Origin of the sequence: Chromobacterium vaccinii (genome assembly GCF_000971335.1) — a bacterium.
Classification (GTDB): Bacteria; Pseudomonadota; Gammaproteobacteria; order Burkholderiales; family Chromobacteriaceae; genus Chromobacterium; species Chromobacterium vaccinii.
Genome location: NZ_JZJL01000071.1, coordinates 1 through 14,987, shown reverse-complemented (window position 1 = coordinate 14,987; position 14,987 = coordinate 1). Strand labels below are relative to the sequence as shown.

Sequence of the window (14,987 nt, the reverse complement as noted above, 5' to 3'; positions counted from 1 at the left end):
CTCGTCCTGGTGCTGCAGGATCAGGTTGCCGTTGCCGGCGTTGACGTAGACCCGCTCGCCGCCGCGGCCGAACGCCGCCGCGCCCAGCTGGCCTGGCGCGCCCAGCGCCGCCAGCGAACCGTTGTGCAAACCCAGCCCCGCGCCTGTCACCACTGCAACCATACCGCCCTCCAGGAATAATCAAATCGACATAACAGTCTTATCCCTGGATTTCTGAAACAGTTTAGGCATTTTTGCGAAAAGAAATATTATTTCACCATAAAACTTTAATGGCAGAAAAAATTAAAATAACTAAATTATTTTCATTGCAAAAATGCCAATGGATTTAAAATTCACGCATCTACAAACCACCCAGCCATAGGCAAGATTCCATCGATGGCACTGAATTTGTTCAGAATCTCTATTGGCAGCCGCCATTTACCGGATTCCTGATGCAGGAAAACGGCCCCAAAGGAGCCGCCACCCGGCTCAACGCGATCCGGCCGCTTCTCCGAAATAGGGCCGATACTTGGCCCTTCGAACCACCATCACGTTGCGGACATGGGTATTGGTGATGTCGGCGAAGGACTGCCCGTAACCGGCCTGCCGGCGCCTGGACTGGCCGCTGGCTTTTTCCAGGCCGCCGAACCAGCGCGCCGGATCGCAACCCGCCATGTTCGCGCACAAGCGGTGCCGCTGCAACACCGAGCCGAAGCCGGAATTGTAGGCGGCGTCCATCATCGCCAGCCGGTCCTCGCCCTCCGCCCAGCGTATCAGCCGATAGTTGTCGCGATTTTTCAGCACCATCGCCGTCAGCTGATAGTGAGGATCGAAAGCGTTCCGCCAGCCCCAGCCCCGCAGCTCCGGGTGGCGCGCCGCCATCTCCCTGATCGCGTCGAAACGGACGCCGCCATCCACCCGATACGCCTTGGTGAACTGGCCAAGCCCGGCGCCGTACTCGCGGGAAGTCTTGAGCACCGCCCGCTCGCGCCATCCGCTCTCCTGCTCCACCTGGGCCGCCAGCACGGAACGCGACGGCATGTCCGGCCAATGCTGCGTCGCGGCGGCATTCAACAGCGGCAGCAAGGCCAGCGCGCCGACGCTCAGCCCCGCAGCCACAGCACGCCCGCCAACAACACGGCGGCCATGAACAACCTGTCGGCCAGCACCACCAGCGACGCCCCCACCGGCGAAGCCAGCGCCAGATCGGCCGCCTGGCTGACGTCGGAATGGAACAGCACTTTGCGCAGCAGCAACGCCACGCCCACCAGTACTGGCAAGGCCAGGCCCAGTTGCAGCCAGGTGACGGCGACGACGCGGTCTATCCAGCACAAACCCGCCAAAGCGGGCAGAATCAGCACATACAAGCGGTAATCGCGCAACTTGCCAAACATGATGATCAGTCCTCTTGTCATGAATACAGGATCAGCTTACCGATCATCGTCCGCCGCAGCCCGCTGACAGATTACACTGTCGGACAAGCGCACTAAATTACTGTTCTTCCGGACATTTCCCATAAAACTAGCGGTTCCTACTTATAAACAAAACCCCTCCAGCCTCGTAAGATACAAGGGCAATGTTCAGCCCGCCCCAGCCATCAGCCAAAGGCGGAGACCCCTTCCAAAGAGGTGAGTGCCATGCTTGACAGCAACTTCGAACTGGATGAGCCGTTGGAGGCCATCCTGCAGCGCCCCCTGACCTGGTTCGAGAAGCAGCAGATTCAGGATAATCAGCAGGCTTCAGTCGACGAAGCCGAGGGCATTGTTGAGGCCGCGGCCGACACTCATCCCTTGCGCCGCCGCCTGAAGGACATGGCGATGATGCAGGTCGTGCGCATTGACCATCCGGAGGTCCGCAAACCCAGAACCGACACGGCGCTCTGCGCCAAAATCGCCTGACCCTCTGAAAAACGCCAAGCCCCGCACAATGCGGGGCTTGGCTTTTAAACCTTCAGCCGGGCGAAACCTTCCACCCAAACCCATAACCATGCCTACTTGCTCAGCATAAACTCCACCAGAATGTTCTTGAAGACAAACCCGGTGACGCCAAACCCCAGCACCAGGAACAAAACGATCATGCCAGTCTTGCCGGCCTTGGACTTCTTGCCCAAGTCCCAGATGATGAAGCCCATGAAAATGATCAGCCCAGTCAGGCACACCACCAGCGAGATATTGGTGAATTGCTCTTCCGACACGTTACCCACCCCTGTTCAGCTCCGTCCGCTCCTGAAACGGCCCGGTAAACGAAAATCTCCGCCGCGCAACACCAAGGCCACACCGACGGCTGCCAGTACGATACCCCCCATCGCGGCCGGGCTCAAGCGCTCGTCGAACAACCACCAGGCCTGGACTGCCGTCAGGCCAGGCACCAGATAGAGATAAGCCGCCACCCGGCTGACATCGCCGTCGCGCAGCATGCGCAACAGCAGCAAAACCGCCAGCACCGACAACATCGTCACGCTCCAGCCCAAGGCGAAGATGAATTTGCCGCTCCACACCACCGGCACTCCCCGCTCGAATAGCAAGGCCAATGCGCCAGTCACCGCCAGCGCGGACAGATACTGGTGAAACGCGCCCGCGACCGGATGCGCGCCGCCGCCGCGGTAGCGCTGGTACAGCGTGCCGCCGGTAATCAGCAGCAACCCGGCGATCACGAAGGCCGCGCCGGCGCCGCCAGCCAGCGCTACGCCCTTGCTGCCCGCGATCACCAGCGCCGTGCCGGCAAGCCCCAACGCCATGCCCAGCCATTGGATGGCGTGAAAACGCTTCTCGCCAAGCCGCCAGGAAATCAGGGCGGTCAACAATGGCTGCATGCCCATGATCAGCGCCGCCAGGCCGGCTGGCACGCCCAACTTGATCGCCGCGAACAGGCAACCCAGATAGCCGCCATGGAGCATGCCGCCGCTCACCCACTGCCGCCTGGCCTGCGCGAGCGTCGGCCAGGCGGGACGCAGCAAGGCCAGCAATGCCGCGAAGCACAGCAAGGTCAGCGCCATCCGGATCGCCAGGAAAGTAAACGGCCCGCAATACGGCAAACCGAGCTTGGCGCCGGTGAACCCTGTGCTCCACAACATGACGAAAACCCACGGTATCCAACTGCTCGCCCGCATGCGCGACACCTCTCCCTGCCTGCTTAAAGAACGAAAAATGGCGGCCGGATGGCCGCCATGTCAACGGTATGAATGGATTGTATCAGCCGCGCTTGCTCCGCGCATTGGCGGCGATGCGCATCCGCAGCGCGTTCAGGCGGATGAAGCCGGCCGCGTCGGCGTGGTTGTAAGCGCCGCCGTCCTCGTCGAAGGTTGCGATGGTCGGATCGAACAGCGAATCGGTCTTGGACTCGCGGCCAACAACGATCACATTGCCCTTGTACAGCTTCAGCCGCACCCAGCCGTTCACCGTGGCTTGCGAGGCGTCGATCATCTGCTGCAGCATCGCGCGCTCCGGGCTCCACCAGTAGCCGGTGTAGATCAGCTGCGCGTACTTCGGCATCAGCTCGTCCTTCAGGTGGGCCACTTCGCGGTCCAGGGTGATGGATTCGATGGCGCGGTGCGCCTTCAGCATGATGGTGCCGCCCGGGGTTTCATAGCAGCCGCGCGACTTCATGCCGACATAGCGGTTCTCGACGATGTCCAGCCGACCGATGCCGTGCTTGTTGCCCAGACGATTCAGCTCGGTCAGCACCGCGGCCGGGCTCAGCGCCTGGCCGCCGATGGCGACGATATCGCCGTTGCGGTATTCCAGCTCCACGTACTCGGCCTGGTCCGGCGCATTCTCCGGACTGACGCTCCACAGCCACATATCCTCTTCCGGCTCCTGCGCCGGGTCCTCCAGCACCGTGCCTTCATACGAGATATGCAGCAGATTGGCGTCCATCGAGTACGGGCTGCCGCCGTTCTTCTTCTTGCTGATGTCGATGCCGTGGGTTTCGGCATAGGCCAGCAGTTTCTCGCGCGACAGCAGGTTCCACTCGCGCCACGGCGCGATCACCTTCACGTCCGGCTTCAGCGCGTAATAGCCCAGTTCGAAGCGGACCTGGTCATTGCCCTTGCCGGTGGCGCCGTGCGATACGGCGTCGGCGCCCACTTGGTTGGCGATTTCGATCTGGCGCTTGGCGATCAGCGGCCGGGCGATGGAAGTGCCCAACAGGTACTCGCCTTCGTAAATGGTATTGGCGCGGAACATCGGGAAGACGTAGTCGCGGACGAACTCTTCGCGCAGATCCTCGATGAAGATGTTCTCCGGCTTGATGCCCAGCGATACCGCCTTCTGGCGCGCCGGCGCCACTTCCTCGCCCTGCCCGATGTCGGCGGTGAAGGTCACCACTTCGCACTTGTACTCGTCCTGCAGCCACTTGAGGATCACCGAGGTATCCAGACCGCCGGAATACGCCAAAACCACTTTCTTGATGTCAGACATTGCTTCTCTTTCCACTCGTTGTTTGTTTATCGATTGCCGGGCGGGACTCAGTCCTCGCGGTGCCCCAGCAACAGATATTCGATCAGGGCCTTTTGCACGTGCATGCGGTTTTCAGCCTCGTCCCAGACCACGCTCTGCGGACCGTCGATCACCTCGGCCGCGACTTCCTCGCCGCGGTGCGCGGGCAGGCAGTGCAGGAACAGCGCGTCCGGCTTTGCATGCTTCATCAGCTCCGCCGTCACCTGGTAGCCGGAGAAAGCCTCCAGGCGGGCCTTCTGCTCGGCCTCGAAGCCCATGCTGGTGAACACGTCGGTGGTGACGATGTCGGCGCCGTGCGCGGCGCGTACCGGATCCTGGGTCAGTTCCAGCACGTCCGAGCCGTAATAATGGCCGTCCAGCGGCTTCAGCTCGTAACCGAGCGGCGACGCCACCCTCAGCTTGAAGCCGAGCACGCGCGCGGCCTGCAGCCAGGTGCGGCAGACATTGTTGCCGTCGCCGATCCAGGCCACGGTCTTGCCCTTGATCGAACCGCGCCGCTCCACATAGGTGAAGATGTCGGCCAATATCTGGCACGGGTGGTACTCGTTGGTCAGGCCATTGATCACCGGCGCGCGCGAATGCGCGGCCAGCCGCTCGACCAGGCTCTGCTCGAAGGTCCGGATCATGATGATGTCGCTCATCCGGGACAGCACGCGCGCCGTGTCCTCGATCGGCTCGCCTCGGCCGATCTGCGAGCTCTTGGTGTCCAGGAACATCGCGTGGCCGCCCAGCTGTGCCATGCCGGCCTCGAAAGAGACGCGGGTACGGGTGGAATTCTTTTCGAACACCATGGACATCACCTTGCCGACCAGCGGCCGATGCAACTCGCCGGTGCCTTGTCGTCGCTTCAGGACCCGGCTTCGCTCGAAGAGATGATGGTACTCGTCGGGGGAAAGGTCGCTGAACTGAAGGTAATGCCTTACGGACGTCATGATGCTCCAATCAAAAAAAGAGGCCGCTGCGCGTGCAACACCGAGAGGTGGTTTCATGCGCAACGGCACATTACTACACGCTAGTCTCAAGTCACTTTACAAATATCGCCCCCTGCAAATACATAGGCATGATTTACAGAAATGCGACATTTGTTATATTTATCGGAAATCCTCCTGCCTGACAAGCATTCAATTGAACAAACTGCGTCCCGGCAATTCCGCCAGCTCCTGCGGCTTCAGCACGCGCAGATAAAACTCCCCGCCGTCCTCCGCCAAACCATGCATCTCGATGCTCTTCTGCGTCTTCTGCAGCCGCGCCAGGTAGGCCAGAATGGTGTCGTCCACCACCTGCCCCGGCACCAGCACCGGAATGCCCGGCGGATACGGCACGATCTGGTCGCAACATACCCGCCCGCTCAGCGCCGGATTCGGCCGGCCATCGTCGTCCAGCAGCGGCAGCCGCTCGCCGGCCTCGTAGAAGGCGTCGCGCGGCAGGCAGGCCAGGCGCGAGAAATGCGGGATTTCCGGCATGCGGCCCAGCGCCCGCGGCGGACGCCCCTCCTTGGCCAGGCGCAGCATCGCGTCGTAGAGGCGGGACAGCTTGCTGCGGGTCGTGCCTATGGTCAGCAATAGCGTGATGGTGCTGAACGTCGACTTCTCCACCTGGATGTTGTAGCGCTCGAACAGCGCCTGCTGCAACTCGTCGGCGGTGAAGCCGGAGCGGCTGAAATCCACGGTCAGCTTGGTCGGATCCAGCAGGATGCCGTCCTCCCTCACCTCCGGCGGCAGCAGATCGTCCAGTTCCAGCACGCGGAAAGCGCCGGTGGAATTGATCTTCTCGCGCAGCTCCTGCGCTAGCTTCAAGGTGCGGTCCAGCAAGCGGTAACCCTCCGTCACCGCCTGCTTGCGCGCCACGTCCAGGCTGGCGATCAGGCTGTACTGCGGACTGGTGGACGCGTGCATATTGAAGTTTTCGCGGAACAGGTGCTCGTCGAAGCGCGGATCGTTGACGTGGATCATGCTGGCCTGCGAGAACGCCGACAGCACCTTATGCGTGCTCTGGGTCACGTAGTCGGCGCCCGATTCCAGCGCCGTCGGCCGGAACGCGGGGTGAAAGCGCGCGAAACCATACCAGGCCTCGTCCACGATCACCTTGATGCCCTTCTCGTGCGCGGCCTCGATGATGGGCTTCAGATCGTAGCGCAAGCCGTCGTAAGTGCATGAGGTGAGAATCAGCACCCGCGCGTCCGGATTGTCGTCTATCGCCTGGTAGATGGTGGTCTTGGGCACCGGTCCGAAGATGCCGTACTGGCGATTGATGGACGAATCCAGATACACCGGCCGCGCGCCGGACAGGATCACCCCGTGATGCACCGACTTGTGACAGTTGCGGTCCAGCAGCAGCTTGTCGCCCGGCGCCAGCAGCGTCTGGAAGATCACCTTGTTGGAGGTGGAGGTGCCGTTGGTGGCGAAATAGGTCTTGCGCGCGCCAAAGGCCTTGGCCGCCAGCATCTGCGCCTCGGCGATGACGCCGGTGGGGTGCAGCAGCGAATCCAGCATCGGCACCGATACCGACAAATCCGCCCGCAGCAGATGCTCGCCGACGAAATCATGGAAATCGCCGACCCAGTTGCTGCCTTTCAGCGAATCGCCGCCGGAATGGCCCGGCGTGTGCCAGGAATCCTTGGCCATCCGCACGTATTGCTTGAGCTTGTCGTAGAACGGCGTCGCCGATTTTTCCGCCAGCTCCGCCACCAGAATGCGGAACCAGCCGTTGAAATCGGCCTCGTCGCGATAGAAATAGCCATCCACCGCATGGCTGGCCAGCTCTTCCACCAGCGCCCGCTCGTCGTCGTCCTGCAAGAAGACGTAAAGCGAGATCTCCGGGCGAAAATCGCTGATGCGGTTCGCCAGCTGGGCCGCGGCCTCGCCGTTGGCGGTGCCTTTCAGCTGCCGGTCCACCAATACCACCTGGACTTCGCCGTCGCGGGCGATCAGATCCATCGTCTCCGCCGTGGTGCAGGCGGGGACGAAGGTCAGGCCAAATGAATTCTCCAGCCGCACCGCGGCGGCTCCCAGACCGGCCAGCACTTCGGCCTGCCATGTCACATCGTCGCTGACCACGACAACGCGGCTAACGGGTTTCATGAAGGTTTCTCCTCTTGCTGTTTGCCGCGCACTTGTTTTTAGCGTCTGTCCGGACGTACGCGCTGTTCTGTATTTTTGTTTGTCTCCTATCCTATCCACATCTTGTGCCCGCCGTCATTATGCAGGCGCACAACGGTCGCATGCGGTACAATCGCGCCCATGCTGACCGACGCCGAAAAAGACTCAATCCGCGACCATTACCGCGCCATTTCCGACCGCCTGCCGGGCTTCCGGCCGCGCGCCTCGCAACGCCGCATGCTGGCTGAAATCGCCAATGCCTTGTCGCGCGCCCTGGAAAAGGTCGGCGACGACTGGCCGGAACGCGAAGGCGAGAGCATCACGGTGATCGAGGGCCCCACCGGCGTCGGCAAGAGCCTAGCCTATTTGCTGGCTGGCGGCGTAATGGCGCGCGCGCGCGGCAAAAAGCTGGTAGTCACCAGCGCCACCGTGGCGCTGCAGGAACAACTGGTCAACCGCGACCTGCCCTTCGTCGTCGAAAACAGCGGCCTGCCGCTGACCTTCGCGCTGGCTAAGGGCCGCGGCCGCTACCTGTGCCCGTATCGCCTGTACGGCCTCACCGCCCAGCACTCGCAGCAGAGCCTGCTGCAGCCCGACCCGATGATGGCGCTGTGGGACCACAAGCCGGAGCAAGCAGAGCTGGACGCGCTGAGCGCGATGGCCGACGCCTTCCATTACCGCAAATGGAACGGCGACCGCGACACCTGGGACAGCATCGTGGAAGACGGCCTGTGGGCGCGCGTCACCAACGACCGCCACGGCTGCCTGAAAACCGCCTGCCCCAACCGCGTCGAATGCCCGTTCTATCTGGCCCGCGACACCCTCGAAAACGTCGACGTCGTGGTGGCCAACCACGACCTGATGCTGGCCGACGTTTCGATGGGAGGCGGCGTGATCCTGCCCGCCCCAGAAGAAAGCTTCTATTGCATAGACGAGGCGCACCACCTGGCGAAGAAGGCGGTCAACCAGTTCGCCGCAGAGCACTCGCTGGGCCAGGCGCTGGGCTGGCTGGACAAGGTGGGCGCGGTGGTCGTGCACGCCGAGGCTCACACCGGCAAGGCCGAACTGGCCAGCAACGCGATCGACTCCGCCGCCGCCTGCGTGGAAACGCTGACCGAATGGCAATGGCTGCTGGGCAGCGAAGACTCGCTGGCCGCCAGCAGCGACAATCTGGAACCGTCCTGGCTGATCGAAGACGGCGTATTGCCGGAACGGCTGAAAACCTCGGCGGCCAATATGGCGATTTCCGCCCGCTCGCTGTCCAAGCAGCTGGACGATATGGGCAACGCGCTGTCCGAGACCCGCAAGGACAAGAGCGGCGATGTGGATCTGGACAAGACCGCCACCGAATTGGGCTTCCTGATCGGCCGCGCCGAACAGCTGATGGCGGTATGGGATCTGTTCGATACCGAAACTCCGGAGAACGCGCCGCCGATCGCCAAATGGATCACCCGCCGCGCCGAGGGCAAGGGCGACTACCTGTTCTCGGCCTCGCCGGTCAGCGCCGCCGCCAGCCTGGCCGCCACGCTGTGGCGCCGCGCCGCCGGCGCCATCCTGACATCGGCCACGCTGCGCTCGCTCGGCGATTTCGAGCTGCTGCTGTCGCAGACCGGCCTGAAATGGCTGCCCAAGGTCAGCTGCATGGCGCTGGAGTCGCCATTCAATTTCGACGAACAGGGCGAGCTCTACCTGCCGCCGCTGCTGGCCAGCCCCAAAGACCCCGGCGGCCACACCCGCGAAATCATCGAATGGCTGCCCAAGCTGATCGACCTGAAAGAGCCGGTGGGCACGCTGGTGCTGTTCTCGTCGCGCAAACAGATGCAGGAGGTTGGCGCAGGTCTGCCCGCAGGCCTGCGGGACAGGCTGTTGATCCAGGGCGACATTCCCAAGCGCACGCTGCTGGACACGCACCATCAGCGCCTGAAAGACCAGCAGGCCAGCGTGATTTTCGGGCTGGATTCGTTTTCGGAAGGACTGGACCTGCCGGGAGAGAGCTGCGTGCACGTGATCATCGCCAAACTGCCGTTCGCGATGCCGGACGACCCCGTCGGCAAGACCCTTTCCCGCTGGATCGAAAAGCGCGGCGGCAACCCCTTCATCGAGCTGACGGTGCCGGAAGCATCGATCAAGCTGGTGCAAGCCGTGGGCCGTTTGATCAGAACCGAACGCGATTACGGTCGAGTGACCATCCTGGACAACCGCTTGACGCGACAAAGTTACGGCAAAAAGCTGCTGGCTTCGCTGCCGCCATTCAAGCGCATATGATTTTCAGGTATGATCACGAAACTTTCGCATAAGTAAAAGTCGTCGGCCTAGAAAAAACGTCTTAGCACGGACAACAAAACAGGCTACACCAAAAGCAAACACACTGGTTCCACCGCCATGATCTGCAATCCGTACGAAATCGTGATCCAGGGCCTGACCTCAGAAGGCCGCACTTTCCGCCCCAGCGATTGGGCCGAGCGGCTGGCCGGCATCCTGGCCTCCTTCGATACCAATCAGAAGCTGTCTTACCATGCCTTTGTCCGCCCCATGCTGCTGGAAGGCGTGCGCTGCGTCGCAGTGGACAAGAAGCTGGAAAAAATCTACCCGCAAATCTTTCAGTTCCTGATGGACTTTGCAAAAGACAATGACCTGCGAGTGGTCGATTGTCGGACACTTATCGACGAGATCTACCCGAACAAGTTTTCGGCATAATCGCAACAGGCGTCGCATCGACACCACTCTTTTTACCAGTCTTCGCAACACTCCCGTCATATTCTGTGGCTAAACTAATACAAAGTCGTGAAGCAGCCGTGCAAGCGTTGCCAAAACCGGACACGGTCTCTTCACTGCTTCACAACAGAACCACAGACTTGACTTGGAGTCCATCATGCAAAAGAAGAATCTGGCAGCCATCGTTGCATCTCTGTTCATCGTCCCGGTCGCGGCTCACGCCGATGTGACCATCTACGGCTTCCTGAGCGGTGGCATCGAATCCGCCAAGGCCACCGGCAGCGGCAATAGCGCCACTGAGTACAGCTCCCGCACTCGTGTAGTGGACGAAAATTCCCGTATCGGCTTCAAGGGGTGGGAAGATTTGGGTGGCGGCACCAAGGCCATCTGGCAAGTTGAAAGCAGCCTGCGCAACTTCGAGCAGGGCGGTACCAACGACAAAGCTCAAACCGCCAGCTTTGGCACCCGGAATACCTTCATCGGCATCGACAATGCAGACTTCGGCAAAGTGCTGCTGGGCCAAAACGACTCGGCTTACAAAGTATTCACCGGCAGCAGCAATACCGCGCTGGGCACCGACGTGTTCGTGAACACCACCGCCGACAATTTTGGCGCGAACTCCGTCAACAGCCGCGGCGAACTCCGCATGGCCAACTCCATTCACTGGTTCTCCCCGAACTGGGCTGGCTTCACGCTGGGTGGCTCCTGGGGCGTGGATGAGGCTCGCGCCAGCGGCACCGATGCCAAACGCATCTCCCTCGGCCTAGGCTACAACTGGGGTGCCCTGAACCTGGCCACCGCCTGGGACAAGCAGTACGACAAGGGCGTAGCCGCCAACACCACGACCGCCTCCGTCAATTCCGGCTCCAATATCTCGTTCTACAGCATCGCCGCCAGCTATAAGTTCGACTTCGGCACCTTCATTGGCGGCAACTACGAATGGGGCTCCTTTGACCAGATCGGTGGTGGCCAGCTGAAACAGGATGATTGGCTGATCGCGCTGGGCCAGGATTTCGGCGCAGCCTCAGTCAAGCTGTCCTATGGCGAACTGGGCCGCCTGAAGAATGTCGGCGCAGGCATCAATGGCGATGACTTCAAGGCCAAACAATGGACGCTGGGCGGCTATTACAACCTGTCCAAGTCGACTCAGCTGGTGGCTTACTACACCAAGATCACCAACAACGCGAAGCAGAACGCCAACTTCGCCAACAACCCCGTGTACGATACCGGGCTCGGAACGCCTGGCGCCAAGCTGACTGCCGGCAACGACCCGCAAGCGTTCGGTGTAGGCATGAAGGTTTCCTTCTAAGCCTTGAGCAACGCTGCTTAAAACCAAACGCCACGGCATGCCGTGGCGTTTTTTATCGTCGATGCCAAATAAAGCGGATCAGCCGCAAACCCTGCTCAACTCCTCAGGCTGGGATACCAGGAAATTGCCCTCGCCCTGCCATTGCATGATGCGTTTGTTGCGCTGGCGCTCCCACTCGTCCACCGGATGTTGCCGCGCCCATGCGCACATCAGCTGCCGATCCTGCTGACTCATTCTCAAACCATAGCGCTGATGCATATATAGCGTGATACGCGCCGCCGCGCCGCGCACCTCTTCCCGAGGTTGGAAACGCTTTTGCTTGAAATCCACCAAGGATTGACACTGTCCATAGATAGGCCGCGGATGGATTTCCCAAGCGCCGTAGGCGAAATTGGCGCGGTCGCCGTTCACCTCTCCTACCGCCGGCACCAGATTGTTCAGATCGCCCTCCGCCATCTGGAACAATGGATCCTGATCGCCGCAGGCCTTGCGGCCGCCCTGCTGCCAGCACTGGCGCTGGTGCCCCAACACCCAAGCCGGCACCACATGCTCCCACTCGATGCGGCTGGCGCGCGCTTCGGACTTACGCGGCTGGTAACCGCAAGACTGCCAATCGACCGCCTTGCCCTGATAGCGGCAACCGCAATAGAAGTCCACCTCCATGCCTGAGTACACGCGCGGCAAAATACGCTTGGCTGCGGCGAAGTCGCGATGGCCGATCGCCTTGCCTCCGCTGACCAAGGGCTCGGCCTTGACTTGAGATGGCGCGGCTTCGGATTGCTGCGACGCCGCCGATGACAGGATGGACTCGCCCAGAGCGGCCAACTGTTTCACTTCCGGGGATTTTGCTATTTGATTGATTTGATGCGAATCGCAAGCGGTTAGGGCTGCGGCAAGTATGAAAGGCATGAATTTGTGCATCGACGAAGTGTATGCACCGAAACAAATTACAGCAATACCATTGCCAGATTATTGATCGCTCCCCTCAAGCAACTCAAGGCAAACAACGCCGCGCATTGCGCGCACTGCCCATAACAAGAAAACGCGGACAAGCGCGCTCATTCCAGCGCTTGCCCGCGTTCAACCCTACTCTTCAGCCACTATTCGCATCACCAGATGCGAATGCGCTGATCCTCCGGCTTATACATTCTATCTCCCGGCTTCACTTCGAAAGCGTGCTGGAAAGCATCGCTGTTCGAGGTGGCGCCGATCGCCCGGAACGCATCCGGAGAGTGGGGATCGGAAACCAGCCTGGCCAACATGGCCTCATCCCGGGTCTTGCCGCGCCAAACCTGGGCAAAACCGTAGAAGAAGCGCTGATCGCCGCCCATGCCGTCGATCACCGGAGCCGGTTTGCCGCCGAGCGACAGCTGGTAGGCCTTGTAGGCGATCTGCAGGCCCACGTTGTCGGCGATATTCTCGCCCAGGGTCAGCTTGCCGTTGATGTGTTTGCCCGGCAGCGGCTCGTAGGCGTCGTATTGCGCAACCAGCTTGCTGGTCAGCTCATGAAAGCGCGCCTTGTCCTCTGCCGTCCACCAGTCCCGCAAATTGCCGTCGGCATCGAACTGGCTGCCTTGGTCGTCGAAGCCATGACTGATCTCATGCCCGATCACAGCGCCGATGCCTCCGTAATTGACAGCATCGTCGGCCTCTGCATTGAAGAACGGCGGTTGCAGAATGGCGGCCGGGAACACGATTTCATTCTGGGAAGGATTGTAATAAGCATTGACCGTCTGCGGCGTCATGCCCCACTCGGTCCTGTCCACCGGCTTGCCCAGATGCGACAGCTGCCACTGATAATCGAACTGGTTGGCGCGCTTGACGTTGCCCACCAGATCATCGGACTTGAGCTCCAGACCGGAATAATCGCGCCAATGATCGGGATAACCGATTTTCAACATGTACTTGGACAGCTTGACCTGCGCAGCCTGCTTGGTCGCAGGACTCATCCAGCTCAAGCCATCGATGCTCTGACGATAGGCCTGCATCAGATTGCCGACCAGCTCCTCCATCTTGCGCTTGTGTTCCGGCGGGAAATACTTGGACACATACAACTGTCCCAACGCCTCACCCAAGGATGACTCCACCAACTGCACGCCCCGCTTCCAGCGCGGCCGCTGCTCCGGCGTGCCGGACAAGGCCTTGCCGTGGAAATCGAAACGGGCATCGACCATCGCCTTGCTCAGGTACGGCGCATAGCCGTCCAGCGTATGCGCGATCAGATAATCCTGCCAATTCAGCAACGGCTCCTTGCGCAGCAGTTGAGCCAGGCCCGCCACGTACTCGGGCTGGCTGACATTCAGCGCGGCGATTCCGGACATGCCGGCCGCGGACAAAAAGCCTTGCCAATCAAGCTTGGGCGCCAACTTGGCCAATTGGGCCGGCGTCGTCTTGTTGTAGGTTTTCTGCGGATCGCGGTTTTCGACCCTGCTGCGCTGCAGCTGCGCCAGCTTGGTTTCCAGCGCGATCACGCGTTTGGCGTGTTTTTCCGGCTGGGCATATCCCGCCAGGCGGAACAAGCGGCTCAGGTAAGCCTGATAGGCATCCCGCGCTTTGGCGAAGCGCGCATCCTTGCCCAAGTAGTAGTCTCGATCAGGCATCAGCAGCCCGCTCTGGTACAGGTCAGGCAAATAAGCGGTGGCGTCGCGGGCGTCTATCCCCACATACAAGGCCAGCGGCAGCTTGACGTTGCCGGACTGCCCGCCGCCGATCAATTTCAACAGTTCATCGCGGCTCGCCAGCAGGGTGATCGCCTGCAGATCAGGCTCGATCGGCTGCAAGCCCTTTTTCTCCGCCGCGGCCTCATCCATGAAGCTGACGTAAGCGGCGCCGATCTTCTGCGCGTTGCCATCCTTCGCCTGGCCAGCCGAAGCCTGCTCGATCAATTCGCGGCTCCGCGCTTCGCTCAGATCCCGCAGATCCTTGAACGCGCCGCTCCAGGATTCGCTGGCCGGAATTTCATGCGTATCCAGCCACTTGCCGTTGACGGCCAGATAGATATCGTCCTGCGGGCGGATGCTGGAATTGAAATTGGCGGCGTCGATCCCGGACACGCCATGCGCCCATGCCTGGCCCGCCAACAGCAGGGCCAACGCCAACGCTTTCATCTTCATTGAACTTCTCCATGCGTGCTTCGAGAAAAGAAAGGCAGCCGAAGCTGCCTTTCCTGTCCGATCCTTACAGACCGTCTATTGCAAGAACTGTTCCGACCCGACGATGCCCAGCTTCGTCAACCCCAGACGCTGCGACTCCGCCAGCACCATCGCCACCGGCGCGTAACTCGCATCCTTGTTCGGCTTGATGTGCAGCTCCGGCTGCGGTTCCGCCTTCCCCGCCGCCGACAGCCTCGTCTCCAACGCCTCCCGGTTCGGCAAACGCTCGCCGTTCCACATCACCGCATTGTCCGGCGCGATGTCGATCTGCACCACC

The 14,987-nt window shown here is 61.1% G+C and carries 14 protein-coding genes; 4 read left to right on the top strand and 10 right to left on the bottom strand.

Features of this window, described 5'->3' with window-relative positions; genetic code table 11:
* Window positions 1-468: 468 nt before the first annotated feature.
* Together VL52_RS21350 and VL52_RS21345 are read right to left on the bottom strand one after the other, a co-directional pair.
* Window positions 469-1,098, bottom strand: a complete 630-nt coding sequence (locus VL52_RS21350) for a transglycosylase SLT domain-containing protein (protein ID WP_052729457.1) — start codon at window positions 1,096-1,098, stop codon at window positions 469-471.
* Window positions 1,083-1,373 carry a hypothetical protein gene (locus tag VL52_RS21345; protein ID WP_046158933.1) on the bottom strand — a complete coding sequence of 97 codons (291 nt, stop codon included), beginning with the start codon at window positions 1,371-1,373 and terminating at the stop codon, window positions 1,083-1,085. Before VL52_RS21345 ends, VL52_RS21350 begins: the two co-directional genes overlap by 16 nt.
* Window positions 1,374-1,616: 243 nt before the next feature.
* On the opposite strand from VL52_RS21345, the gene VL52_RS21340 reads away from it, so the two are divergent.
* Window positions 1,617-1,877, top strand: coding sequence for a hypothetical protein (locus tag VL52_RS21340; RefSeq protein ID WP_021478096.1), 261 nt, complete (start codon window positions 1,617-1,619; stop codon window positions 1,875-1,877).
* Between the two features lie 92 nt (window positions 1,878-1,969).
* Here VL52_RS21340 and VL52_RS21335 read toward each other — a convergent pair whose 3' ends face one another.
* The 5 genes from VL52_RS21335 to VL52_RS21315 all read right to left on the bottom strand — a co-directional run bounded on the left by VL52_RS21335 (window position 1,970) and on the right by VL52_RS21315 (window position 7,516).
* Window positions 1,970-2,173, bottom strand: coding sequence for a DUF2788 domain-containing protein (locus VL52_RS21335; RefSeq protein ID WP_021478097.1), 204 nt, complete (start codon window positions 2,171-2,173; stop codon window positions 1,970-1,972).
* A 15-nt stretch (window positions 2,174-2,188) separates the two neighbouring features.
* Window positions 2,189-3,052 carry a DMT family transporter gene (locus VL52_RS21330; protein ID WP_200896078.1) on the bottom strand — a complete coding sequence of 288 codons (864 nt, stop codon included), beginning with the start codon at window positions 3,050-3,052 and terminating at the stop codon, window positions 2,189-2,191.
* A gap of 118 nt (window positions 3,053-3,170) precedes the next feature.
* Entirely contained in the window at window positions 3,171-4,397 is a 1,227-nt protein-coding gene (locus VL52_RS21325; protein ID WP_046158931.1) for an argininosuccinate synthase, read from the bottom strand.
* A 47-nt stretch (window positions 4,398-4,444) separates the two neighbouring features.
* Window positions 4,445-5,368, bottom strand: coding sequence for an ornithine carbamoyltransferase (argF, locus tag VL52_RS21320; RefSeq protein ID WP_046158930.1), 924 nt, complete (start codon window positions 5,366-5,368; stop codon window positions 4,445-4,447).
* Between the two features lie 189 nt (window positions 5,369-5,557).
* Window positions 5,558-7,516 carry an aminotransferase class I/II-fold pyridoxal phosphate-dependent enzyme gene (locus VL52_RS21315; protein ID WP_046158929.1) on the bottom strand — a complete coding sequence of 653 codons (1,959 nt, stop codon included), beginning with the start codon at window positions 7,514-7,516 and terminating at the stop codon, window positions 5,558-5,560.
* 159 nt (window positions 7,517-7,675) lie between these two features.
* On the opposite strand from VL52_RS21315, the gene dinG reads away from it, so the two are divergent.
* From dinG to VL52_RS21300, 3 genes are all read left to right on the top strand, one after another.
* A complete protein-coding gene (gene dinG / locus VL52_RS21310) occupies window positions 7,676-9,799 on the top strand; it encodes an ATP-dependent DNA helicase DinG (RefSeq protein WP_046158928.1) in 2,124 nt (707 codons plus the stop codon).
* Window positions 9,800-9,916: 117 nt separating this feature from the next.
* Complete coding sequence (locus VL52_RS21305) at window positions 9,917-10,231, top strand: DUF3579 domain-containing protein (RefSeq protein WP_046158927.1); 315 nt, start codon at window positions 9,917-9,919, stop codon at window positions 10,229-10,231.
* Between the two features lie 175 nt (window positions 10,232-10,406).
* Complete coding sequence (locus tag VL52_RS21300; RefSeq protein ID WP_046158926.1) at window positions 10,407-11,558, top strand: porin; 1,152 nt, start codon at window positions 10,407-10,409, stop codon at window positions 11,556-11,558.
* A gap of 78 nt (window positions 11,559-11,636) precedes the next feature.
* Here the strand turns inward: VL52_RS21300 and VL52_RS21295 are convergent, their stop codons facing one another.
* The 3 genes from VL52_RS21295 to VL52_RS21285 all read right to left on the bottom strand — a co-directional run.
* Window positions 11,637-12,392: an endonuclease gene (locus VL52_RS21295; protein WP_235429350.1), complete on the bottom strand. Its 756-nt coding sequence runs from the start codon at window positions 12,390-12,392 to the stop codon at window positions 11,637-11,639.
* A 275-nt stretch (window positions 12,393-12,667) separates the two neighbouring features.
* Window positions 12,668-14,671: a M13 family metallopeptidase gene (locus VL52_RS21290; protein WP_052729455.1), complete on the bottom strand. Its 2,004-nt coding sequence runs from the start codon at window positions 14,669-14,671 to the stop codon at window positions 12,668-12,670.
* A gap of 75 nt (window positions 14,672-14,746) precedes the next feature.
* Window positions 14,747-14,987, bottom strand: a 241-nt coding sequence (locus tag VL52_RS21285) for an ExbD/TolR family protein (protein WP_046158925.1), incomplete at its 5' end; no start/stop codon positions are given.